We start from the raw sequence: 22,041 nt of genomic DNA on the forward strand, positions 1-22,041 counted from the left end.
CTGGTATGACGGCAGCCATGTCGGTCATGTCGTCCCCCGGCGCGTCCAGCGGGTCTCCGAGCGATTCCTGCGCATGGTTGCCGCGGAAGCTGCGCACGAATAGGAACTGCGGCTATCAGCAAGGGGTTTGGAAGTGATTAGCGATCGCGTGCTCGATGAGTTGGGCTACTACCTACTGGCCGGTGCCGCGGGAGAGGGCCCGGCCACCTTGATGGACGAGGCGCGCCGCGGCGAGGAACTGGGTCTCGGCACCGCGTTCATCTCGGAGCGCTGGAATGTCAAGGAAGCGTCCTCGCTCGTCGGGGCGGCGTGTGCCGTCACCAGCACCATGCAGATCGCCACCGCCGCGACCAATCACAACACACGCCATCCGCTGATCACCGGTTCTTGGGCCACCACCATGCACCGGCTCTCCGGCGGGCGGTTCACGCTCGGCATCGGCCGTGGCATCGCCGCGATCTATGGCGCATTCGGCATCCCGGCAGTGACGACCGCGCAGATGGAAGACTGGGCGCAGGTCATGCGCCGGCTCTGGCACGGCGAGGTGATCTTCAACCACGACGGACCAATGGGCAAGTACCCCATCCTGTTTCTCGATCGCGACTTCAACGAAGACATTCGCCTAGCGCTGGTGGCCTTCGGTCCCAACACGTTGAAGCTCGGCGGCCGCGCGTTCGACGACGTCATACTGCACACCTACTTCACCCCGGAAACCTTGCAGCGCTGCGTCAGAACGGTCAAGGCGGCGGCGGAGGAGGCGGGGCGAGACCCGGACAGCGTGCGGGTGTGGTCGTGCTTTGCGACGGTCGGCGACCACCTTCCCGAGCAGCTGCGGCTGAAGAAGACGGTCGCCCGGCTGGCCACTTACCTGCAGGGGTACGGCGATCTACTTGTCAAAACCAACAACTGGGATCCCGCTGTGCTGCAACGGTTCCGCGCGGATCAAGTGGTGACGTCGGTCGCCGGCGGGATCGATCACAAGGCCACCGCGGAGCAGATCGAGCACATCGCGACGTTGATCCCCGACGAATGGCTGGAACCCTCGGCCACCGGGTCAGCCCGGCAATGTGTGGACCGCATCCGCAAGGAATTCGACTTGGGCGCGGACGCGGTGATCATGCACGGCGCCACCCCGGATGAGCTGGAACCCGTCGTCGCCGCCTACCGGGCCGGCCAACGCTAGCCGGTGGCCTCGCGGATGTACTCCCCGATCTGGCGCAAGGAGCGGGTCGCCTCGGGCACCATCGGCGTGATGGCCTGAAAGTCGTGAATCTGACCGGGCCAGACCCGCAACTCCGTCGGCACACCGGCCGCAGCCAGTTTGGCCGCGGCCAATTGTGCGTCGTGCAGCAGCACCTCGGAGCCCGAGACGTGGATTAGTGTCCTGGGCAGCCCGGCTTCGATATGGTCGAGCGGCTCATAGGGCGCTTCGGGTGAGTCGTCGACTTGGTGCTTGGCGGCCACGCTGGCCAGCAGCGCCGCGAAGGCATCGAACGACTTGGCCGAGAATATCGCGTCGGTCTTCATGTTGGGATGCGATTGCTTGGGTGTGTGTCCCAGCTGGATGAGTGGGGAGATGGCCACCAGCGCAGCCGGTGTTTCGTCCATGTTCCGCAGCCGCTGTGCCAGCGCAAGCGCGAGATAGCCGCCGGCGGAATCCCCCGCCAGGACGACCTGGTCCGGCTGATATCCCTGCAGCCGCAGCCACTGGTAGGCGTCGTGGCAATCGTCGATGGCCATCCCGATCGTGTGTTTGGGCATCAGCCGATAGTTGACCACCAGAAGAGGCGAGTCGGCGAATGTCGACAGCGCATTGACCATTCGGCTATGCGAATTCGCCCCGCCGAACAAGAACGAGCCGCCATGCAGGAAGAGCACCACCCGTCGGGTGCCGTCCGCCGGCAGCACCCCGGGAGCGCGGACCAACTGTGCGGTGGCATTGGGCAACGCGATCGTGGCCTCGGCGGCGCCCGCGGGAACCCGGCGGATTCGGGACGCGGCGTCGATGAGGCCCCACGGCCAGGGCAGCAGGGGAGCGTAGCTGCCCACCGTCAGAATCGGCCTGACCATCAGTCGCGACGCGGCCGTGAGTAGCCGGGCGGCAATGCTGGGACCGGACTCGACGACCTCGACGTGGGTGCCGAAATTCACCGCGAAGTTGCGCGTCGCGTATCTGCGGGGGGAGCTGGATAACTGCCTCATTGCGGTCATGCTCAACACTTCCTACGTCGCTGCCCAGGCGACTCCGGACGTGACGAAGGGCCAGAGCGCCGCCGCTGGTCGCGGCCAATGCGTTATTGATAGGGCAATGGTGTTGGGCAGACCTTCGGTAAACGTTGACCAATCATTGAATTTGCATGTTGAGGCGACAAAACGTCAGGGCATGATCAGCGTGCGAGTGACCGGCTCCGGGGCGCCCTGCCGGCTGTAAAGACCTCGCTGCAGCGCGGCCAGCAGCGCATCACGCGTCTCGCGGGGATCGATGAGTTCATCGAAACCCATGTGCTCGGCCGATCGATACGACGCCTGCAGTTCGGCATTGCGCAGCTTGGCAGAAAGATCCTCGTCGGCGTGCGAGGCGCGGCTGAGCGCACCGGCCCCCATAGCGCCCATCGTTGCGCCTGGATAGGCGAAGGTGGCCACCTGGGAGTCGAAGCTGATCAGTGACATCACCATGGAGCCGAAACCATAGGCCTTGCGCAGCGTCAGGTGCAGCTTCAGGGTGGTCGCCGCCGTCTGCGCGGCGAACATCCTTGCGCCGCTGCGCAACACGCCTTGGCGCTCGGACCGGCTGCCCGGGAGCATGCCGGGATTGTCGGCCAGGAAGACGAGCGGGAGGTGGAAGGAGTCGGCCACCATGATGAAGTGCGCCGCCTTGTCGGCGGCATCGGCGTCGATGGACCCGGCCAGCACCTTGGGCTGGTTGGCGACGACGGCCACCGGATGTCCGCCGAGGTGAGCCAGCGCGCAGATGATCGCCTTGCCGAAAGCCGGCTGAACTTCGAACCAATCGGGCCGGTCCAACACCACGTCGAGGACCGCGCGCATGTCGTAGACGCGGCGGTTGTCCCGGGAGACGATGTTCAGTAGCTCCGGTGTCGGCCGGGGTTTCGACGTCTCGTCAGGCGTCAGCGACGGTGGGTAGGACCACGCGCTTGGCGGAAAGTACGAAAGATAGCGCCGGATGGCGTCGAGCACGGCTTCGTCGTCCTCGCCGACGTTGTGGATCACGCCGCTTGCCAGAGCGACATCCGGACCGCCCAGATCCTCCTTCGAAATGTCTTCTCCCGTAGACTCTTTGACGACCGGCGGCCCGGCCGTGAAGATCGCGCCCTGATCGCTCATAATGCTGAAGTCACAGACCGGGGCCACCAGGGCACCGTGTCCCGCCGATGCGCCCAGCACCGCGGTGACCGTCGGAACCCGGCCCGAGCATCGAGCCTGAGCAAGCAGGTCGGTCGGGGCTCGCCCGTAATGCACTCCGGTAGGCCGGAACCCGGCACCCTCGAGCAGCATCACCAATGGGATCCGGTCGCGCAACGCCAGCTCGGCGATTCGGTAGCGCTTGGAATTGCTGCCCGGCGCGATGGTTCCCGCCACCGTGGTGAAGTCCTCGGCGCCCACCAGCACCGGCACGCCGTTGATGCTGCCGGAGCCGGTGACGATCGCGTCGGCGGGGATCTCACCACCGACCAGCGTGCCGAATTCGCGGAAAGTACCCGCGTCGAGAAGTCGTTGCACGCGTGCCCGAGCATCGAGCTTGCCCTTGCCGCGGTGCTTGTCCAGCCGTTCCGGCCCGCCCATGGCCCGCGCCTGCTGGCGGCGACGGTCGAGATCCCCGAGCGTCGCCTCCCAGTCCTCGGCTTTCGTCATGCATCTGTCCTACATACTGGATTGCTTACTGTAAAGTCACCCGCATGGGTAGTGCCGCCCGCTTCAAGATCGACGGTGGCATCTCCAATCAACTCACACGGGCGGCGCAGTCGGCCAGCATTCTGGAAGAACGCGGGTATGACGGGGGCTGGACGGCCGAAACCAGTCACGACCCGTTTCTGCCGCTGTTGTTGGCCGCCGAGCACACGTCGCGAATCGACCTGGGCACCAATATCGCGGTGGCATTCGCGCGCAACCCGATGATCGTCGCCAACCTGGGCTGGGACTTGCAGGCGTACTCCGAGGGCCGGTTCATCCTGGGGCTGGGGACTCAGATCCAGGCTCATATCGAGAAGCGATTCAGCATGCCCTGGAGCCATCCGGCGCGTCGCATGCGCGAGTTCGTCGCCGCGCTGCATGCCATCTGGTCCGCCTGGCGCGACGGCGGCCGGCTGAGCTTCGAGGGCGAGTTCTACACCCACAAGATCATGACCCCGATGTTCACTCCCGAACCGCACCAGTACTGCCCGCCGAAGATCTTCCTGGCCGCCGTCGGTGCAGCGATGACCGAGATGTGCGGCGAGATCGCCGACGGCCACCTCGGGCATCCGATGGTCTCCAAGCGGTATCTCACCGAGGTGACCATGCCGCTGCTGTTGCAGGGGCTGCAGCGCTCCGGTCGTGATCGCAGCGATCTCGAAGTGTCGGCCGAAGTGATGGTGGCCACCGGCGAAAACGACGAGGATCTGACCGCCGCGATCACCGCCACGCGCAAACAGATCGCCTTCTACGGATCGACGCCGGCGTACCGCAGGGTTCTTGACCTGCACGGCTGGGGCGACCTGCACAGCGAATTGCATCGCCTGTCCAAGCAAGGTGAGTGGGACGCCATGGGTTCGCTGATCGACGACGAGATGCTGGCGGCTTTCGCCGTCGTGGGACCGGTCGAGGAAATCGGTCACGCGTTGCGCGCTCGTTGTGAGGGAGTGGTCGATCGCGTGCTGCCGATCTTCTATGCCGCTTCGCAAGACTGTATTAGCGCCGCACTGAAGGAGTTTCGTCAATGAGCGCGCCCACCGTGGATGAGGCCGCCAAGCTGCTTGCGGATCCGCTGGCCTATACCGACGAGCCGCGGTTGCATGCCGCCCTGACACATCTGCGCGCCATCGCGCCGGTGTCGTGGGTGGAAGTGCCGAATTACCGGCCGTTTTGGGCGATCACCAAGCACGCCGACATTATGGACATCGAGCGCGAGAACATGGTGTTCACCAATTGGCCTCGCCCGGTCCTGGCGACGGTGGAGGGTGATGAGCTGCAGGCCGCCGCGGGCGTGCGCACACTGATCCACCTCGACGACCCGCAGCACCGGGTTGTCCGCGCGATCGGCTCGGACTGGTTTCGCCCAAAAGCCATGCGCGCGCTCAAAGTTCGCATCGACGAACTGGCCAGGAGCTACGTCGACAAGATGATGGCTGTGGGGCCGGAGTGCGACTTCGTGCAGCAGGTCGCGGTCAACTTCCCGCTGTACGTCATCATGTCGCTGCTCGGCTTGCCGGAAGCCGACTTTCCCCGCATGCTCAAGCTGACCCAAGAGTTATTCGGCAGCGACGACAGCGAATTCAAGCGAGGCACCACCAACGAAGACCAGTTGCCGGCGCTGCTGGATATGTTCGGCTACTTCAATGGTGTGACCGCCTCGCGGCGCGAGCGGCCTACCGAGGATCTGGCCTCCGCGATCGCCAACGCGCGCATCGACGGCGAGCCGCTGTCGGATATCGAAACGGTATCCTACTACCTGATCGTCGCGACCGCCGGCCACGACACCACCAGCGCCACCATTTCCGGTGGCCTGCTCGCGCTGCTGGAGAACCCCGACCAGCTCGGGCGGCTGCGCGACGATCCGGGCCTGATGGCGCTGGCGACCGAGGAAATGATCCGCTGGGTCACCCCGGTCAAGCACTTCATGCGCACCGCGGCCAACGACGCCGAGGTGCGTGGAATACCCATAGCCGCAGGCGAATCCGTGCTGTTGTCGTATGTGTCGGCCAACCGCGACGAAGATGTCTTCGACGACCCGTTCCGGTTCGACGTCGGGCGCGAGCCCAACAAGCATCTGGCCTTCGGCTACGGCGTGCACTTCTGTATGGGTGCCGCCCTGGCCCGCATGGAAGTCAGCAGCTTCTTCACCGAGCTGCTGCCGCGGCTGAGAACCATTGAGCTCAACGGTGATCCGCAATTCGTCGCCACCACGTTCGTAGGTGGCCTCAAGCACCTGCCGGTGCGATATTCGTTCAGGTGAGCAGAAACCCCACGAGGATGCCCGTGACGCAGAAGACGATTGTCATCACCGGTGCCAGTGACGGAATCGGTGCGGCGGCCGCACGTCAGCTCAGCCGCAATGGACACAATGTCGTGGTGGTGGGCCGCTCGGAGAGCAAGACCAAATCAGTGGCCGCCGAGTTGGGTGCGGACCATTTCGTGGCAGACTTCGCCGAGCTGTCCCAAGTGCGAGCATTAGCCGACAAAATCCGTTCGGGGTATCCGCGCATCGACGTATTGGCAAACAATGCGGGCGGCATGTGCAGTCAAACTCAGCTGACGGCCGATGGCTATGAGAAGACGTATCAGGTCAACTACTTGGCGCCGTTTCTACTTACCGCGCAGTTGCTGGATCTATTGATCGATTCTCGCGCCGTCGTCGTCAATACAACAAGTTCGTCGCAGCAGCTGCTCGTCCGGGTCGGCATCAACGATCTGGAGAACACGGCTCGACGTCGGCCCAGCATTGCCTATGCCCTCACCAAACTGGCTATCGTCATGTTCACCACGGAACTGCATCGCCGATACCACGCCCGCGGCTTGTCGGCCGCGACGTTTCATCCCGGCTATGTCAACTCCAACTTCGGCGAAGCGTCGGGGTCCCGCTTTCTTAATTTCATGAAGTACCGCGTACCGGTGACCGCGCGGTTCACCGCCACTGCCGAGCAGGGTGCTGAACAGCTGATTTGGCTGGCATCGGGCACGCCAGGTGTCGATTGGACCTCGGGGGAGTACTACTCGAGACACAGGATCGCCAAAGCCAACCGTGCGGCCTACGATGCCCGGCTTACGAGCGAGTTGTGGGACCGCACTATGGCCAAAATCGGACAGTTCGGGCACCTGTAGCCGTCGTGGGGTCACCGAAGCGTGCCGAATGTGCCAATCGGCGTTGCCGATAAGGACTAATGGCCCTAGGGCAGGCCGTCGGAATTCATGAAGCTCGAAATTGACCTAGTCCGCAGCATGATTCGGAGACCGGCCCATGCATCAGAACAGTCATCGGCAGTCCGTCATACATCCACTGGTCACGCTCGCTATCGACGAGCACCACGGAAGGACATTTGCAAAGGTCGAGTTGGAATGGGGCGGCGCACATTTTGCCGGACTAGGCGTGGCATACCGTCATCCAGCCGATTGTCTGACGAGTAAGACCGGTCAGGAGTTGGCGACGGCGCGAGCCTTTTCACACCTTGCCGATCAGGTCAGCACGATGTGCCGGGCCCGCAACTGACGTAGTTAGCTGCACCGGCGGGTCAGCTGTCCAGGCCACCGACTACGATCGCTAACTGTGCTAACTGTTGGTCTGGTCGAGTCGGTCGGCCCTAAGGCATGAGCGAAGGCGTGAGCGCCGAGACGGCATTGGTCACCGGTGGTGCTTCCGGTATTGGACGAGAAGTCGTCACTCAGTTGCGCAACGCGGGTCATGACGTTGTCGCCTGGGACCTCGCCGGTGCCGATATCGATTGCGATGTCAGCGATCCCGACGCGGTGTCCGCGGCGATGGAACAGACCGTGCGGCAGCACGGAGTACCTACCCGGGTGGTGACCTCCGCCGGGATCGGGTCGTCCGGTCTGCTGCTGGCATTGCCACCCGCGGAATGGGAACGGGTCCTGGCGGTCAATCTCACCGGCACTTGGTTGACGCTCCGCGCGGCCGCCCAAGCCATGATCGACGCCGACGTGCCGGGCTCCATTGTCGCGGTCTCCAGCATCAGCGGCAGCATCGCAGACCGGGATATGGGCGCCTACTGCGTATCGAAGGCCGGCCTGGACATGCTGGTGAAGGTCGCGGCTGCGGAGTGGGGTGTCCATGGCATTCGCGTCAACGCCGTCGGCCCCGGTGTCACTCGAACCCCGATGCTGCCCGACGCCGAGAAATGGCCCGCCTGGGTCGAGGGCATGTCCAAGCGAACCGCCCTGCGTCGTCTGGGGGAGCCCAGCGACGTCGCCGAGGCAATCGTGGGTGTACTCGAAATGTCTTGGGTGACCGGACAAGTGCTGCACGCCGACGGCGGCCTGTCCCTACACAGCCCCATCGATGCGTACGGCCAAGTCGAGAAGCTGATGAGGCTCAAGAAACTGCGCGAAATACACGAACAGAAGCAACGGGCCAAAGAAAGCTAGTCGACGGCGAATTCGATGATGCCCCGGACGATTTCGCCGTTGTGCAAGTCGCGGTAAGCATCGTTGATGTCGTCGAGGCGATAACGCCTGGTGATCATCTCGTCGAGCTGCAGCTGGCCGGTCTGGTAGAGCCTGGCCAGCCGGGCGATGTCGGCCCTGGCGTTGCATGACCCGAATATGGTCCCCGCCAGGGTCTTATTCATCAGGATGAAGTCCTGTAGATCGACCTTGACGGAGCGGGTCGTTTGTGCGGTCATGCCGGTGAGCACACAAGTCCCGCCCTTGCGGGTGAGCTTCAGCGCGTCGCCGACGTCGGCGGCGGTAATCAGCGACGGTGAGACCACCACGGCGTCGGCCATGACCCCGTAGGTCAAGTCGCGCACCAGGTCAAGTGCCTCGGAAAGCGTTGCGGCGCTGTGGGTTGCGCCGAATATCCGCGCCGATTTCTGCTTGAATTCCACCGGGTCGACCGCGACGATCTGCGCGGCTCCGTTGATTCGGGCGCCCTGAATGGCGCCCGTGCCGATTCCGCCGGCGCCGACGACGACGACCGTATCGCCGGCGCGCATGCCGGCGCGATGGGCGACCGAGCCGTAACCGGTGGGAATGGCACAGGACAGCAATGCGCTGGGCGCCAGGGGCAGGCTGGGCTCGATCTTGACGAGTGAATTCGCCGATACGACAGTGTGTTCGGCGAATGCGCCGATCTTGGCCAGATGCCCGAGCGGGCGGCCGTCGGCGGTGTGATGACGGAAGGTGCCGTCGGTGGGCATCCCCGGGGTCATCGTGCCCATGCCCGCGTCGCAGATGTACTCCATGCCGCTCGCACACCACCGGCACTGTCCGCACACGGCGACGAACGACATCACCACGTGGTCGCCGACCGCGAAATCCGTTACGCCGGGGCCGATTTCACGGACGGTTGCCGAGCCTTCGTGTCCGCCGATCGTGGGGAACATGGGTGTGCGGCCCAGCGATCGCATCACCTCGTTGGGTACCGACATGTCACCGGTGAGGATGTGGTCGTCGGTGTGGCAGAGGCCGGCGGCCGCCATCTCGACCAGGACTTCGCCGGTGCGGGGCGGATCGAGCTCGAATTCCTCGATGGACCACGGCCCGCCGACGTCGTGCAGGATGGCCGCCCGGCTCCTCATGCGGCAGGTACGAAGGTGACCGGAAGCTTGTTCGGTGACCGGAAGGTGAGCCCGACGATCTTGGACTCCACGCCGGTTCCGTCGTCGGGAACGAACGCCAGGTTTTTGACGCGGTCGAACAGACTGTTCAGCATCACCCGCGTTTCCAGTCGGGCCAGGTGCATGCCAAGGCACATGTGGATGCCGCCGGCGAATGCGATGTGCGCCTGGCGCGGGCGCTGGATGTTGAAGGTGTTGGGGTCGGTCCATCGGCTGTCGTCGCGATTGGCCGAGCCCATACACATGTCGATCTGGGCGTCGGCCGGGATTGTCTTGCCGCCTATTTCGACGTCTTCGGTGGTGGTTCGCATGACCATGGTGAGTGGGGTTTCAAAGCGCAGACCCTCTTCGATCGCGCCCGGAATCAACGACCGATCGTGATAGACCATCGACAGCTGGTCGGGGTGAGTCAGCAAGAGATACAGCAGATTGCCCGACGAACGATATGTCGTTTCCAAGCCGGCCGGTAGCAAGAGTCGCAGGAAGGCGATGATGGCCTCGTCGGTCAGCTTCTCGCCCTCGATCTCAGCGCCGACCAGGTCGCCGATGATGTCGTCGGTGAGCTTGCGGCGCCGCTGCTCGACCTGATTGAGGAAGTAACCGTGCAACTCGGCGGCCGCGTTCAGGCCCGCCATGATGTCGGTCGGGATGGAGATGAGATCCAGAGAGAGGCGGCGGAACAGGTCGAGATCCTCTTCGGGAAGCCCCAGCAGCGTGGCGATGATTCGGGTGGGGAATTCGAACGTCACCGCCTTGACGAGGTCGGCCGCGCCGTGGTCCTTGATCTCATCGACGAGCTGATCGCACACCGGCCCGATCACCGATGGCTCCCAGCGCTCCAGCGCGGTGGCGCGAAACGCCTTTGCCACCAGGTTGCGGTGATCGTGATGCTCCCTGCCGCCCATCGCCAAGATGGTGTGTCCCATCACCAGCCCGATGGTCTTGTCGTAGTTGGCCGACGTGAAGATCCGGTCGTCGCGAAAAGCCTGAAATACGCCGTCATAGCCGAACAGCACCCACTCGTCGTTGGGCTTGAGCTCCTCGGGCATCTGCGACTGGTCGGACAGGCCGCCGTGCCAGACCGGGTCGGTGCGCCGCATGTGTTCGAAGAACGGGTAGGGGCTGGTCTCGCCGGTGAAGTCGAGGGTTACGGCCTGGCCCTCGGGGTCGGTGTGGTCGGTGCGCAGCGTCATCAGCGCTCCTCCTGGGCAAGCGGGAAAGGCAGGTTCGTACCGCCTGGAATATCGCTATCATAATATAAATAGCAACGAAGCCGGTCGACAAGGCGGTGATTTCGTGGTGCTGGAAGTCTGGGTATCGCCGAATTCCGAGCCGAGACGCTGGCCGCCGAACGCGATCATGCTGACCGGCTCGCCGCCGAGCGGGCCGCGGCAACCGACACCGCCAATTCGCCTGCGCCGCTGCTGATTACGCACACGGCGGTGGCTTTGCTACCGGGAACCTGGACACCGACCACGCACGCTGCGTGGAGTTGGCGCCCGAGAACCCGGAGATCGACCCGTGCCGCGACGAAGTGATCGACTACGCCAATCGGCTGTCCCGAATTGGGCTGTCTCCCAGGAGAACCGGGCCTGGCACGCCCAGACGCTGCGTCGTACGTTGGCGATGTAGCGCTAAACCGGCGTGAACTTGGTGATCAACCATTTGCCGTCGACCAGAGCGAGGTTCACCAGCACGCTGCTGGCCGCCATCGACGGATCGGGGCTGTCCTTGCTCGTGGTGTTCTGGTCGACGAAGACCAGCACGACGGCCGAATTGGGATGCAATTCCGAAATCGCGGCACGCATCACGTGAGCCGTGGTCTTCAACGACTTCTGTTTTGCCGCCGGTGCCACGATCTGCTGGGTGAATTGGTCGTAGTAGGACAAGAAGTCGCCGGACAGATGTGATTTGGCGGTGGCGAAGTCCTTGTCCAGAGTGTCGGGAGAGTACGACAACAACGCGACCGTCCCGTCGGACGCCGCATTGATGGCCGCGCGCGCGACACTGGGGTCGGTCTGTTGATCGGGCTGGTACTGCTTGACGTACAACCACGCCGTCACGCCGCCGGAGATCAGCACGAGCAGAATCAGCAGCACCGGGACGGGTCGCACATTGACTTGCACGCGCAATAAGTCGCGTCGCAAGAAGCGGCGCAGCTTGCGGGTCTTCTCCTCGGAAACCTGCTCGTCGGATTCCTCGGCCGCCGAGTCGTCGGCTTCGGGGTCTGCGTCGATCGTCAAGGCTTCAGTGGCCTCGGGGTCGCGCACTTCATCGGTCACGGTACGAACTCAACTTTCGACATCTTGTATTGCCCGGCCTCTTCGGTCACGGTCACCCTGAGCCGCCAGGCACGCGGTTCGTCCTTGGCACCCGCGGAATTGGTGACGCGCGAGGTCGCCGAAACCAATACCAAAGCGGAATGTTCATCCATGGATTCCACGGCCGTCGCGTTCACCGTACCTTCGGTGACTACCTTGGACTGCTCGACGACTTTGGTGAAATCGGCGGCTCGCGCCTGAAAGTCGTCGCGGAACTCGCCGGTCGAGCTGTCGATTACCCGCTGGACGTCTTCCTTGGCCTTATTGAAGTCGAGGGAGGTCATATTGATGACGCCCTGCTTGGCCCCGGCGGCGAATGCCGCGGCGCGCTGCTGGTGTTCGTTGGCTTCCTGATGCTTCCAGACGATGTATCCGCTGAACCCGGCAAAGCCGCAGATGACCAGGATCGCGGCTATCTTGGCAACCATCGCCAGCCCGGGCAGTGGCAGCCAGCTGGGCAACCGGTCGCGCCAGGAGCCCGGTGCGGACTCTTCGGCTTCTTCGGCTTCTTCGGATTCGTAGTCTTCGTCGTACTCGTCGTAATACTCGCCGAAGTAATCTTCGTCCTCATCAATGGCTTCGCCGGTCAGCGCCGCCCGGCGTAGGCGGGCCGCGCGCGCCTTGGCGCGGGCGGCGGCGGCGAGCGCTTCGGCTTCGGCGGCTTCAGCTTCGGCTTCTTCGGCCAACGCCAGTGCGTCGGCCTCTGAACTCACCGAATCCGTCGGCGGTTCGGTTGTCTCAGCCATTGCAGTTACAGCTCGTCAACATCATTATCGACTGAACTCCGGTATCTCTTACGGTATCGCCCATTGCTAACATCAGAGTCGCCACCGACCTCCGATAAGGACCGATTAGGCGGATGACCGCTGTCGACTCTCCCGAAAAGATACTCTTTACCTCAACTACCCAAGCATTTCTCCTCAAAGAAGCGCCACTGCGGTACGTCCGCGAACTGCATTCGGCGGGTAAGTCCTTTGACCCTGTGTGGTGGCGGCGGGCCGCTGAGCTCGGGTGGACGGGTCTGCTGGTGCCGGAGGAGTTGGGCGGCGGCAGCGTGACTGGCAACGGCGTTGCCGACCTGGCCCTAGTCGCCGAACAGCTCGGCAAGACGGTGGCGCCCGGTCCGCTCTATCCGGTCAGCACGGTGCTCGCGGGGCTGGTGGACTGCGGTGAGCCGCAGGCGCACGCCGACCTGATCGCAGCGCTGATATCGGGTGAAACAGTGGCGTCCTGGGCGGTCGCCGAACCCGGACGGGGCTGGGAGCCGCTGACTCCGACGGTCACCGCCACCGCGACCGAGGCCGGCTACCGGCTGGACGGCAGCAAAGACCGCGTGGAAGCCGGCGCGCAGAGCGCGGTGCTGCTGGTCGTGGCCCGATGCGGTGACGATGTTCGGCAGTTCCTGGTCCCGGCCCAGGCGCCGGGAGTGCGGATCGCCGCGCTGCAGTCGGTGGACCTGGTCAAGCAATACGCGCGGGTCGATTTCGACGGTGTGGTCGTGGCCAGGTCCGCGGCCGTCGGCCACGCCGGGGAGACCGCCGCACTGATCGAGCGCCAAAGCCAGCTCGCCCAGGTGCTGCAGTGCGCCGAGGTGGTCGGCATTCTGCAGACCGTGTTCGACTTCACCGTTCAGTGGGCTCTCGACCGGCACACCTTCGGCCGCCCGCTGGCCTCGTATCAGGCGCTCAAGCACGGGTTCGCGGATATGAAGATGTGGCTCGAAGCCTGCCGTGCCACCACGGCCGCTGCGGTCGCCGATATTGCGGCCCGAGCGACCTCGGCCGGCAGGTCGGCCAGCATCGCCAAGTCCTATGTCGGCGAGCTGGCCGGCCGGATCGTCCAGGGCTGCGTGCAGATGCACGGCGGCATCGGCGTCACCTGGGAACACGATCTGCACCTATACCTGAGACGGGTTACGTTGTACCGCTCCATGTTCGGCACACCCGAGGAGCACAACCTGCGGGTGTACGAGGCGGAAAGGGCGCTGTCCCAATGACCTCGGTGCCATCTGCGGAATCGGTTGCTGAATTCGCCGACCGGGCCCGAGTATGGCTGGCAGACAACATGCCTCGCATCGACCCGGCATCCCCGCCGGCTGCGCCCCGAGACGACGAGCGCTCCTGGCAACGCGCCCGGGAACTGCAAAAGCGGCTATACGCAGGCGGATTCGCCGGAATCTGCTTCCCACGCGAGTACGGGGGGCTGGGACTGGACTACGAATACCAGCGCGCCTTTGACGAGGCCTCGTTCAGCTACGAGATGCCGTTGATCCTCAACACGCCGACTTTCACCATCTGCTGTGCCACGCTGCTCGACACCGGTAGCGAAGCGCAGAAGAAACAGCACATCTGGGCCGCGCTGCGCGGCGACGAGGTACTGGTGCAGTTGTTGTCCGAGCCCAGCGGCGGATCCGATCTGGCGGGCGTCATCACGCGAGCCGAACGTCAAGGCGACCGATGGGTGATCAACGGCGCAAAGACGTGGAGCACCAGCGCATTTGCCGCTGACTACGGACTGTGTCTGGCCCGCACCGATTGGGACGTGCCCAAGCACGACGGGCTCACCATGTTCCTGGTGCCCATCGCCCACCCGGGAATCACGTTGCGGCGCATCACCCAGGTCAACGGTTCCGCCGAGTTCTGCGAGGAGTTCCTGGACGGGGTGGACGTCGGCGACGACGCGGTGGTCGGTGAAGTGAATGCCGGCTGGGCGGTGGCATCGCGGCAGCTGTACCACGAACGCCGCGCGGTGGGCCAGGGCTCGGAGTTCGCCAGCGGCAGCGGCAGCGAGGGCGGCCACACCATCCCGGTCGACTACGCCGGTCTGGCGGCCAAGACCGGCCAGGCCGACAACGAGCGCGTCAAGGAGATGGCCGGGCGGGCACTGGTGCACCGTGCGGTCGCCGAGCAGCTGATCGACCATGTCTATCGCAGCGTCCGCGACGGTGCGCTGCCGCCGGCGGCCGGGACGCTCATCAGGCTGTTCCACGCCGAGACCGTGACGCTGGAGGTCGACACCGCGCTGTCGATCGCGGGGTCCGCCGGCGTCGTCGGACAATACGGAGACGGCTTGCAGACCGGATTCCGCTATCTGTCCCGGCAATCGGTCGCCATTGGTGGCGGTACCACCGAAATGGCGCGCAATGTCATCGGTGAGCGGGTGCTGAACTTCCCGCGCGAATACACCGCCGACCGCGGGGTCCCGTTCAATCAGGTACGGCACGGGCAGGCGCGCTGACCGCCCGGTCCTGCAGGTACAACCCCATGGCCGTGATGATCCCTACGAAAGTCAATGCACCCCAAACGATTTCGTCGTTGTTCAGGTAGCGGGCTATTTCCTCCAGCCCGCCGACCGCGAAATAGCCGGCCAGCATTCCGAGCCCGATGATGGTGTTGTAGAAGCCGTAATATGTGGCCACCAGTCGGCCGCGGGACAGCGATACCACCATGTCCATCTCGACGGGGAATATCACCGCCGACGCGATCGCCAGCAGGGCAACCGACGCGAGGAAGGCCAGAACGGCCGCGGGCGTGCCCAGCCGATGTGCATCGGGGATGATCGACAGCGGCACAAACGATGCCGTCAGCAACATCACCCCGATGAGCAGGCTCTCTCTCGGTTCCCATCGCGCGGAGAACCACCGGGTGATGCGTAGCTGACAGGTGATTGCCACCAGGCCCGAGGTCCCGAAAACCGCCGCGACCAGCACCGATTTGAACTGCGGCGCCACGGCCGAGGCGTGCAGCGGCAGCGCGAAGTAGATCTGGGACGACAGCACATAGGCGCCGAGCATGACCGCAGCAAACCGCAGGAACGGCCAGTTGCGGGCGACCGACGACCAATCGGCGAAGATCGACGTCGGCCCGGACCCTTCATGGATCGCATCGATCCGGTGGCGCGGCAGCATCGACATCAGTGCCACGCCGAGTAGGGCGAAGACGATCGAAGCTACCAGCGCGGATAGCCGAAAATCCAAGTTCAGCAACACCAGCCCCAGCAGCGGGCCGAAAAAGGTTCCGGTGCGGTTGAAGATGTTCAAGGTGGCGAACGCGTCGATTCGCCGGTCCCCGGCCTCGATGGCCAGGTAGGCGCGCAGCGCTGGATTCAACAGGGCTCCGGCAAAACCGGTTACCGCAGATGCGATCAACAGCGTGGGCAGAGACTTGGCCAGCGCCAGCAACGCAAACGCGCCGGCGTGCAGCAGGCAGCCGGTGATGATCACGGGTTTGCAGCCGATCCGGTCGGCGAGTGTTCCGCCCAGGAAGAACATGCCCTGCTGGCTCAGGTTGCGCATGCCCAATACCAGGCCGACCGCCCACGCGGCGAGACCCAGCTGACCACCCAGATAAGTGGACAGGTACGGCATCAGCAAGTAGAAGCCCAAGCTGGTGCCGAGTTGATTGACCATCAGCACCCGGCACGGGCGGTTGAAGCTGCGGAGTTCGCGCAGTAAACCGAAATCCATTGTGGCTTGGAACTTCAGCAGATCAGGATCTCGTGGACGGCCGTGCCGCCCGTTTTCCTGCTGACCGCGGCATGTGCTTCTTCCTCTCGGCAACGATACGCATAGAACACGGTTTGGTATGAATAGTGTATTTGCGCATATTGTTGCACTGGCAACTGTAAGCTGGGCTACCATTTTGCTGTGAACCAACACAGTGCGGGGGAGAGCTGGCGCGGCGTTCGTCTCACCAAGCTGGGACGCCAGCAGGAACAGGCCTGGGAGCTCTATGTTCACTCGCATGCGTTGCTCGAGCGCGCCCTGGACGCCGAACTGCGCGCCGCGCACGGCATGAGCTTGCTCACCCTCGACGCATTGGTGCAGCTGTCCAGAGCACCGGGACAGACCCTGTACATGAAGGATCTGGCGGCGGCGTTGGTTTACAGCGCAAGCGGTATCACCCGGGTCGTCGACAATCTCGAACGCGCCGGTCATGTCACGCGTAACCCGGATCCCACCAATCGCCGCGCGACGCTGGTCAAGCTGACCGCCGAAGGACGCGCTGCGCTGGAGGAGGCCTGGTCACCGCATGTGCGGACGGTGCAGCGGTTATTCACCCGGCACGTCGATGATCGTCAGGCCAAGGTCCTCATCGAGGTGTTCGATGCGGTGGTCAAAGACCTCGAGGGGTCGCCGGAGGGGTAGGCGATATCAGCACCACGGTCGCCCCGGGCATGGCGGCCAGCGTTTGGCGCGGTCTTAGCCTTCGGCGAAGATGTCTTCGGTGTCGCCGCTGACGACGGGTATCTGGACCAGGGACAGCACGTGGTGCGCCGGACTGCCGGGAGGCGCCACCAGGACACAGTCACCGCCGTGTTTGTGTGCCCTGTTTCGTGCGGCGGCCAGCGCGCTCACCCCGGCCGAACCCAGATGGGTGACAGCGCTGAGATCGATCGTCAAAGATGCTATCCCGGAACGGCTTTCGACGGCGATCTGCCGGTCCAGCGTGGGTGCGGTGTGTGAATCGACGTCGCCGCGAACGATGATGCGGCCGGCATCGGTGACCAGGGAAACGAATTCGTTGTCGATCGCCTGCTCGTACGTTCCGCGGCCCACCGCCGTGTCGGTGATGAATTGCGCCGGTCGCGACAAACGATGCGTAAGTGTGGCGGTCGTCCCGCTGGTGCCGTGGATGATGTGCGCCTCGGTCACCAGCGCCTCGGCCATGGCCAATCCGCGTCCGCGCCCCTGCTCACCCTCCCGGTGGTCTTTCCATTGGCCCTGATCGGAGACCGACGCGTGCAGTTCGCCATCCCCGGACAGCGCCGCTTCGACGATGATCCCGTCGGAAACCTCTGTGGCATAACCATGTTCGACCGCGTTCTCCACGAATTCGGAGATCGCGTGCACGACATCCGAGATGTCGGCGGAGTCGGCGCCGACTTCGACCAGCCATTCCCGCAGCCGGGCCCGAATCGCGCGTGCGGCGTGGATGGTCGCGTCGGCCGTGATGTGCAGCGGCGGTGACGGCGTTTTGCGCTGTGCCGCAAGCAGTGTGACGTCGTCGTTGTAGCCGGTGGAGCGAAGCAGCAGTTCGAGTGTTTCTGAGCAGATTCGATCGATCGGGCGGCCGGGGGAGTCCATGACGAAACCGCCGCCGCGGACGATGTGGGCGGCGGTGTCGGCGAATTCTGCGGTGCTGGCTACCAACGGCCGGCCCGGGCGTTCGATCAGGCCGTCGGTGTAGAGCAGTATCGCGTCGCCGATGTCGAGCAGTTCGGTGCGCACCGGGAATCCGGTACCGCTGCCAAGTGGTCCGCCGCCGGAGGGTTCCACATAGCGTGCCTTGGCGTCGGACGTCACCACCAACGGCGGTGGGTGCCCGGCGGTGCAGTACTGGAATTCGCCGGTCCCGAAGTCGAGGGAGCCGACGCAGATGGTGGCCGACCTGGACCCGGGCACCTGCTCGTGGAAGGCATCCACGGCTTCGAGTGCTTCGGTGATCGTTTGGCCTGCCGAGATCTGCATCCGCACCGCGGTGCGCAACTGCGACATCACCGCCGCGGCCTCCACGCCGTGACCCACGACGTCTCCCACGATCAGCACCAGCCGCTCACCGAGGGCTATGGCGTCGAACCAGTCGCCGCCCGCCGCGGTGTCCTGAGCGGCGACGAGATACTCCGCGGCGATGTCGGCGGCGGGAAGCACGGGTACCGAGGGGGCCAGCAGCGCCTGTTGCATCACGGTGGCCGAGTCGCGCACGTTGCGGTAACGCTCGGAGATTTCCTCCACCCGCGCCTCGGCTGCCAGCCGGGCCTTCACCCGTGCGGTCACGTCATCGAAGACGAGCTGTACTCCCTCGATCGACCCGTCCGCTCGCCGCCGCGGGGTGACCACGAAGTCGAAAAAGCGCTCCTCCATTCCCGAACCGTCGTAATCGGCCTGAAGTCGCCATTCGGATCCGGATTGCGGTTCGCCGGTTTGATAAACCCGGTCGAACATCTGGTAGATCTGCTGGCTTTCCAGTGTCGGATAGACCTCCTTGGCTGTCTTGCCGACGGTGTTGACTACGGGATTGAACGCCCGAAAGGCCGCATTCACCGCGATGAAGCGGTGCTCAGGGCCCTCTAGCCCGACCACGATCGCGGGAATGTTTTCGAAGATGCGTCGTACGTCCTCGGCGGCACCGACTGATTTGTCCCAGTCCATCTCGGCAGCCATTTGGCCGTCCCTCCTACGGACCGATAATCAGACAAGTCGGATGCATGACGAATTTCGTCAAGCAACTACAAACAGATTATCAACGCGGGCCACTGGCCGGACGCACCAAAATTTGCTCTCGAACGGTCCTCGAGCGGGCTTAGCCCGGCGAGCTACGCCACGGACAGCGCAGATTCCGTGGTCGGATGCAGCGGCAGCACGCCGGTGAACCCGCATGCCGCAATGATCCGGGCTATGCCCGGGTCGCGGCTGCCCAGCCGTAATTCGATGCCACGGTGCCGGCACCGGTCGGCTTCGTCGGCCAGGACGGCGAATGCGCAACAACCCATGAACTCCAGACCGTTGAGGTCTACGACGAGTGGACCGGGCGCTGCGGCCACTGCCGCCGCCTCGGTGAGGAGGCTTCGCCAGTTTTGCTCGTTAGAGGCATCGATCTCGCCGCCCGCGCGGATGACCACCGCCGAACCGTTGCGCTGCGTGATCGCCCTCAGGGTGCTCTGTGGCTGACCAAGCTGGGTTGTCAGCCGCGTACTCAACATCACCGTCGTAGTCGATGACTCTGCTGGAGCCAATTTCATGGTGTCCCCCCAATAGGCCGCGCCGGACCCCCCGGACGACAAATGGCCGCCTTTTGTATAGCAAGCCGGGCCCGGGCGCGTCTATAGGAGATCTATAGATTTCGCGTTCCGGTGCCGGCTCTTTCGGCTCAGTCGCCCCGGCGATCAGGCCGACACCGGCTTCTTGACTGGCTTCTTGACCGGCTGAGAAACCTTCATCAACTTCATCAAGTTGCCGCCCATAATCTTGGCGACGTCCGCCTCCCCGAAGTCGGTCAGCTCGTCGACGAAGGAGATGGGGTCTTTGAGACCTTCGGGATGCGGCCAGTCGGAGCCGAACAGGACCCGGTCGGTGCCGACCATCTTGACGATCTCGGTGAACCGGTCCTCCCAGAACGGGGTGATGTAGACGCAGCGTTTGAACGCCTCGACCGGATCTTCGCTGAACGACTGGGGCATCTTCTTGTAGACGCCCTTGAGTCCCTTGAACAGATCCGGCACCCAGTCGGCGCCGTTTTCGATCGACAGGATCCGCAGCTCGGGGTTGCGCGACAACGCGCCATGGCACACCAGCGCACCCATCGCGTCCAGGATCGGCCGGTGGCCCATCGCGAAGCTGCGGAAGGCGGTCGGCTTGAACGGCAGGAACTCGTCACCGGGCTCCCACACGTTTGCGAACTCCGAGTAGCCACTGTCCGAGGCATGCATCGAGACCGGCAACTCGGCGTTGATGCAGGCCTGCCAGAACGGGTCGAACTCCTCAAGGCCGAACGACCGGCTGCCTTTGTAGCCCGGTACCGGTGCCGGGCGGACCAGCACGGTGCGGGCGCCCCGCTCCAGGCACCACTCCAGCTCTTCCAGCGCGCGCTCGACGATGGGCAACGTGATGACCGGAGTGGCGAAGATGCGGTCCTTGTAGTTGAACGACCACTGCTCGTGCATCCACTGGTTGAGCGCGTGGATGACGTCGTGGGTCATCTCCGGGTCGTCTTTCATCCGCTCCTCGACGAGGCTGGCCAGGGTCGGGAACATCAGGGCGTAGTCGATACCGAGCTCGTCCATGACCTCGAGGCGCGCACCCGGTTCGCGGAACGCGGGGATGGCCTTCATCGGCTCGCCCAGGATCTCGCGGTAGGTCTTGCCCTGTGCGCCGTGGCGGAAGTAGTCCTCCTGGGCCCCGGGCCTGGCGACCTTTTCGAAGGTCGGGTTGGGGATGTATTCGCTGATGTGGCCGCGCACCACGATCTTGGTGCGACCGCGCACCTGCACGTAGTCGATGACGTTCTTGCGCTTCTCGGGCAGATACTTGGTCAGCGCTTCCTGCGGCTCGTACATGTGGTTGTCGGCGTCGAACACCGGAAAGGGAAGCTCGCGAGACGGCATGGCGATCTCCTGCAGAAGTGTTGATCTCTGAGTGCGGTAATGACGTTACCACTTTATCGGTCGGCGCGGAGCCCCGCCGTCGGCGTCGTTCCATTGATGATTGCGAAGTTCACCGTTGCCGTCGCGGCGAGTTCCTCGCCACCGTCACCGTAAATGTCGACCTGCATTACCATCGCCCGCCGGCCCGCCCGCAGCATCCGCGGTATCGCGAGCGCCGAGCCCTGCCGGATTGGCCGCAAGTAGCGGACGAACAGATCGGCGGTCGTCATGGTGGTGCCGGGCTGCAGATATTCCAACCCGAATTGGCCCCCGGCCACGTCGATGAGCGTGGCGATCAAGCCGCCCTGCAGCGCGCCGGAAGTGTTGACCACCTGCGGGCTGACCGGCATCGTCATCGCGAACTCGCCGTCATGGATGCCCGGCCGCATGCCGAGTTGGCCGAAGAGCTCGGACAGTGACGGCGGGACCGGCTCGTCGTCGGAATCGCGAATGCCCAGGGCTCGGCTGCAAAAGTCATACAGCTGGCCGGAGTCGATCGGACTACCGGTCAATTCCGTTCCCAGCCAATGTAATCGGAGCGCACCGATCACGGTCTGCATGACGATGGCTGCCGCGGCCCCGACGTCGAGTCCGGGGCGGAAGACGCCCTCTGTGATGCCTTGGCCGACGATGTCGCGGATCAACTGATGCAGCGGCGAGAGCACTCTGGCGTATTCGCGGGGCCGGGTCTCGGCGAGGTGCTGGTTGTAAAGGCTCAGTGCCCGATTGAGGCTGTCCTGTGTGGTGGATTCCGGCTGCGCGCTGATGCGGTCGATGACAAGTTTGAGTGCGGCTGTGCTGTCGAGTCCGCGGGTTTCGGCGCGCCACATTTTTGCCGTTCGGGCCATGGTCCGGTCGAACAGCGCCAGCAGCAATTCGTCCTTGCTGGTGAAGTGTTGATAGAACGCGCGCAGGGAGGTTTTCGAGCGCGCGACAACCTCTTGCACCGTGAAATCGGTACGTCCCGTTTCGCCCAGTATTTCCACCGCTGTTTTGATGAAGCGGTCGGCGCGCGTCACTTCGGCTTCATCGCAGGTGCCTGCCATGGGCGGTCTCCTCTTTCGGGGCGT

General features: G+C 64.2%; 20 protein-coding genes and 1 pseudogene. 10 read left to right on the forward strand and 11 right to left on the reverse strand.

The features are described from left to right. The first annotated feature begins 136 nt into the window (after nucleotides 1-136). The gene (locus BST12_RS17885) at nucleotides 137-1,183 is read left to right on the forward strand and encodes a TIGR03857 family LLM class F420-dependent oxidoreductase (RefSeq protein ID WP_083114499.1); all 1,047 of its coding nucleotides are present in this window, start codon (nucleotides 137-139) and stop codon (nucleotides 1,181-1,183) included. On the opposite strand, the gene BST12_RS17890 is transcribed toward BST12_RS17885, so the two are convergent. Both BST12_RS17890 and BST12_RS17895 read right to left on the reverse strand, forming a co-directional pair. Then, nucleotides 1,180-2,211 (reverse strand): alpha/beta hydrolase fold domain-containing protein, encoded by a 1,032-nt coding sequence (locus BST12_RS17890; RefSeq protein ID WP_083114471.1) that lies wholly within the window; start codon nucleotides 2,209-2,211, stop codon nucleotides 1,180-1,182. The genes BST12_RS17885 and BST12_RS17890 overlap by 4 nt on opposite strands. A gap of 165 nt (nucleotides 2,212-2,376) precedes the next feature. Continuing rightward, nucleotides 2,377-3,873, reverse strand: a complete 1,497-nt coding sequence (locus BST12_RS17895) for an acyl-CoA carboxylase subunit beta (protein WP_083114472.1) — start codon at nucleotides 3,871-3,873, stop codon at nucleotides 2,377-2,379. Nucleotides 3,874-3,917: 44 nt separating this feature from the next. Between BST12_RS17895 and BST12_RS17900 the strand changes: the two genes are divergently transcribed. The 5 genes from BST12_RS17900 (at nucleotide 3,918) to BST12_RS17920 (ending at nucleotide 8,316) form a co-directional block, all read left to right on the forward strand. Continuing rightward, the gene (locus BST12_RS17900; RefSeq protein ID WP_083114473.1) at nucleotides 3,918-4,940 is read left to right on the forward strand and encodes an LLM class F420-dependent oxidoreductase; all 1,023 of its coding nucleotides are present in this window, start codon (nucleotides 3,918-3,920) and stop codon (nucleotides 4,938-4,940) included. Beyond that, nucleotides 4,937-6,172: a cytochrome P450 gene (locus BST12_RS17905; RefSeq protein WP_083114474.1), complete on the forward strand. Its 1,236-nt coding sequence runs from the start codon at nucleotides 4,937-4,939 to the stop codon at nucleotides 6,170-6,172. The genes BST12_RS17900 and BST12_RS17905 overlap by 4 nt, the downstream gene beginning before the upstream one ends. 23 nt (nucleotides 6,173-6,195) lie before the next feature. After that, nucleotides 6,196-7,038 (forward strand): SDR family NAD(P)-dependent oxidoreductase, encoded by an 843-nt coding sequence (locus tag BST12_RS17910; RefSeq protein ID WP_083114500.1) that lies wholly within the window; start codon nucleotides 6,196-6,198, stop codon nucleotides 7,036-7,038. A gap of 136 nt (nucleotides 7,039-7,174) precedes the next feature. Next, nucleotides 7,175-7,423 carry a dsRBD fold-containing protein gene (locus tag BST12_RS34915; protein WP_083114475.1) on the forward strand — a complete coding sequence of 83 codons (249 nt, stop codon included), beginning with the start codon at nucleotides 7,175-7,177 and terminating at the stop codon, nucleotides 7,421-7,423. A gap of 98 nt (nucleotides 7,424-7,521) precedes the next feature. Then, a complete protein-coding gene (locus BST12_RS17920) occupies nucleotides 7,522-8,316 on the forward strand; it encodes an SDR family NAD(P)-dependent oxidoreductase (RefSeq protein ID WP_083114476.1) in 795 nt (264 codons plus the stop codon). Here the strand turns inward: BST12_RS17920 and BST12_RS17925 are convergent. Together BST12_RS17925 and BST12_RS17930 are read right to left on the reverse strand one after the other, a co-directional pair. After that, nucleotides 8,313-9,470, reverse strand: coding sequence for a Zn-dependent alcohol dehydrogenase (locus BST12_RS17925; RefSeq protein WP_083114477.1), 1,158 nt, complete (start codon nucleotides 9,468-9,470; stop codon nucleotides 8,313-8,315). The genes BST12_RS17920 and BST12_RS17925 overlap by 4 nt on opposite strands. Next, entirely contained in the window at nucleotides 9,467-10,702 is a 1,236-nt protein-coding gene (locus BST12_RS17930; protein ID WP_083114478.1) for a cytochrome P450, read from the reverse strand. Before BST12_RS17930 ends, BST12_RS17925 begins: the two co-directional genes overlap by 4 nt. A gap of 117 nt (nucleotides 10,703-10,819) precedes the next feature. On the opposite strand from BST12_RS17930, the pseudogene BST12_RS34920 reads away from it, so the two are divergent. Beyond that, nucleotides 10,820-11,007 (forward strand): annotated as a pseudogene (locus BST12_RS34920) (alpha/beta hydrolase); the annotation flags it as partial. 136 nt (nucleotides 11,008-11,143) lie between these two features. Here BST12_RS34920 and BST12_RS17940 read toward each other — a convergent pair. Next, nucleotides 11,144-11,791, reverse strand: a complete 648-nt coding sequence (locus tag BST12_RS17940; RefSeq protein ID WP_139801750.1) for a hypothetical protein — start codon at nucleotides 11,789-11,791, stop codon at nucleotides 11,144-11,146. Then, nucleotides 11,788-12,576 carry a hypothetical protein gene (locus BST12_RS17945; RefSeq protein ID WP_083114479.1) on the reverse strand — a complete coding sequence of 263 codons (789 nt, stop codon included), beginning with the start codon at nucleotides 12,574-12,576 and terminating at the stop codon, nucleotides 11,788-11,790. Before BST12_RS17945 ends, BST12_RS17940 begins: the two co-directional genes overlap by 4 nt. Nucleotides 12,577-12,689: 113 nt before the next feature. On the opposite strand from BST12_RS17945, the gene BST12_RS17950 reads away from it, so the two are divergent. Together BST12_RS17950 and BST12_RS17955 are read left to right on the forward strand one after the other, a co-directional pair. Further along, complete coding sequence (locus BST12_RS17950; protein WP_083114480.1) at nucleotides 12,690-13,826, forward strand: acyl-CoA dehydrogenase family protein; 1,137 nt, start codon at nucleotides 12,690-12,692, stop codon at nucleotides 13,824-13,826. Then, nucleotides 13,823-15,067 carry an acyl-CoA dehydrogenase family protein gene (locus BST12_RS17955; protein ID WP_083114481.1) on the forward strand — a complete coding sequence of 415 codons (1,245 nt, stop codon included), beginning with the start codon at nucleotides 13,823-13,825 and terminating at the stop codon, nucleotides 15,065-15,067. Before BST12_RS17950 ends, BST12_RS17955 begins: the two co-directional genes overlap by 4 nt. Here the strand turns inward: BST12_RS17955 and BST12_RS17960 are convergent. Continuing rightward, nucleotides 15,036-16,295, reverse strand: coding sequence for an MFS transporter (locus tag BST12_RS17960; protein WP_083114482.1), 1,260 nt, complete (start codon nucleotides 16,293-16,295; stop codon nucleotides 15,036-15,038). The genes BST12_RS17955 and BST12_RS17960 overlap by 32 nt on opposite strands. A 180-nt stretch (nucleotides 16,296-16,475) precedes the next feature. Between BST12_RS17960 and BST12_RS17965 the strand changes: the two genes are divergently transcribed. After that, complete coding sequence (locus BST12_RS17965) at nucleotides 16,476-16,976, forward strand: MarR family winged helix-turn-helix transcriptional regulator (RefSeq protein WP_245850411.1); 501 nt, start codon at nucleotides 16,476-16,478, stop codon at nucleotides 16,974-16,976. A gap of 54 nt (nucleotides 16,977-17,030) precedes the next feature. On the opposite strand, the gene BST12_RS17970 is transcribed toward BST12_RS17965, so the two are convergent. The 4 genes from BST12_RS17970 to BST12_RS17985 form a co-directional block, all read right to left on the reverse strand. Then, the gene (locus BST12_RS17970) at nucleotides 17,031-18,992 is read right to left on the reverse strand and encodes a SpoIIE family protein phosphatase (protein WP_083114483.1); all 1,962 of its coding nucleotides are present in this window, start codon (nucleotides 18,990-18,992) and stop codon (nucleotides 17,031-17,033) included. 152 nt (nucleotides 18,993-19,144) lie between these two features. Then, nucleotides 19,145-19,570, reverse strand: coding sequence for an anti-sigma factor antagonist (locus BST12_RS17975; RefSeq protein WP_139801751.1), 426 nt, complete (start codon nucleotides 19,568-19,570; stop codon nucleotides 19,145-19,147). Between the two features lie 144 nt (nucleotides 19,571-19,714). Beyond that, the gene (locus tag BST12_RS17980) at nucleotides 19,715-20,932 is read right to left on the reverse strand and encodes an amidohydrolase family protein (protein ID WP_083114485.1); all 1,218 of its coding nucleotides are present in this window, start codon (nucleotides 20,930-20,932) and stop codon (nucleotides 19,715-19,717) included. Nucleotides 20,933-20,985: 53 nt separating this feature from the next. After that, on the reverse strand, nucleotides 20,986-22,017 hold the full coding sequence (locus BST12_RS17985; protein WP_083114486.1) for a hotdog fold thioesterase: 1,032 nt from the start codon (nucleotides 22,015-22,017) through the stop codon (nucleotides 20,986-20,988). Nucleotides 22,018-22,041: the final 24 nt, after the last annotated feature.

Origin of the sequence: Mycobacterium angelicum (assembly GCF_002086155.1) — a bacterium.
Lineage (GTDB): Bacteria > Actinomycetota > Actinomycetes > Mycobacteriales > Mycobacteriaceae > Mycobacterium > Mycobacterium angelicum.

What these genes read in the sequence shown, in the direction of transcription:
- BST12_RS17890 (WP_083114471.1), bottom strand. Translation starts at nt 2,211, where the DNA reads ATGACCGCAATGAGGCAGTTATCCAGCTCCCCCCGCAGATACGCGACG.
- BST12_RS17895 (WP_083114472.1), bottom strand. Translation starts at nt 3,873, where the DNA reads ATGACGAAAGCCGAGGACTGGGAGGCGACGCTCGGGGATCTCGACCGT.
- BST12_RS17900 (WP_083114473.1), top strand. Translation starts at nt 3,918, where the DNA reads ATGGGTAGTGCCGCCCGCTTCAAGATCGACGGTGGCATCTCCAATCAA.
- BST12_RS17905 (WP_083114474.1), top strand. Translation starts at nt 4,937, where the DNA reads ATGAGCGCGCCCACCGTGGATGAGGCCGCCAAGCTGCTTGCGGATCCG.
- BST12_RS34915 (WP_083114475.1), top strand. Translation starts at nt 7,175, where the DNA reads ATGCATCAGAACAGTCATCGGCAGTCCGTCATACATCCACTGGTCACG.
- BST12_RS17920 (WP_083114476.1), top strand. Translation starts at nt 7,522, where the DNA reads ATGAGCGAAGGCGTGAGCGCCGAGACGGCATTGGTCACCGGTGGTGCT.
- BST12_RS17925 (WP_083114477.1), bottom strand. Translation starts at nt 9,470, where the DNA reads ATGAGGAGCCGGGCGGCCATCCTGCACGACGTCGGCGGGCCGTGGTCC.
- BST12_RS17930 (WP_083114478.1), bottom strand. Translation starts at nt 10,702, where the DNA reads ATGACGCTGCGCACCGACCACACCGACCCCGAGGGCCAGGCCGTAACC.
- BST12_RS17945 (WP_083114479.1), bottom strand. Translation starts at nt 12,576, where the DNA reads ATGGCTGAGACAACCGAACCGCCGACGGATTCGGTGAGTTCAGAGGCC.
- BST12_RS17950 (WP_083114480.1), top strand. Translation starts at nt 12,690, where the DNA reads ATGACCGCTGTCGACTCTCCCGAAAAGATACTCTTTACCTCAACTACC.
- BST12_RS17955 (WP_083114481.1), top strand. Translation starts at nt 13,823, where the DNA reads ATGACCTCGGTGCCATCTGCGGAATCGGTTGCTGAATTCGCCGACCGG.
- BST12_RS17960 (WP_083114482.1), bottom strand. Translation starts at nt 16,295, where the DNA reads ATGGATTTCGGTTTACTGCGCGAACTCCGCAGCTTCAACCGCCCGTGC.
- BST12_RS17970 (WP_083114483.1), bottom strand. Translation starts at nt 18,992, where the DNA reads ATGGCTGCCGAGATGGACTGGGACAAATCAGTCGGTGCCGCCGAGGAC.
- BST12_RS17975 (WP_139801751.1), bottom strand. Translation starts at nt 19,570, where the DNA reads ATGAAATTGGCTCCAGCAGAGTCATCGACTACGACGGTGATGTTGAGT.
- BST12_RS17980 (WP_083114485.1), bottom strand. Translation starts at nt 20,932, where the DNA reads ATGCCGTCTCGCGAGCTTCCCTTTCCGGTGTTCGACGCCGACAACCAC.
- BST12_RS17985 (WP_083114486.1), bottom strand. Translation starts at nt 22,017, where the DNA reads ATGGCAGGCACCTGCGATGAAGCCGAAGTGACGCGCGCCGACCGCTTC.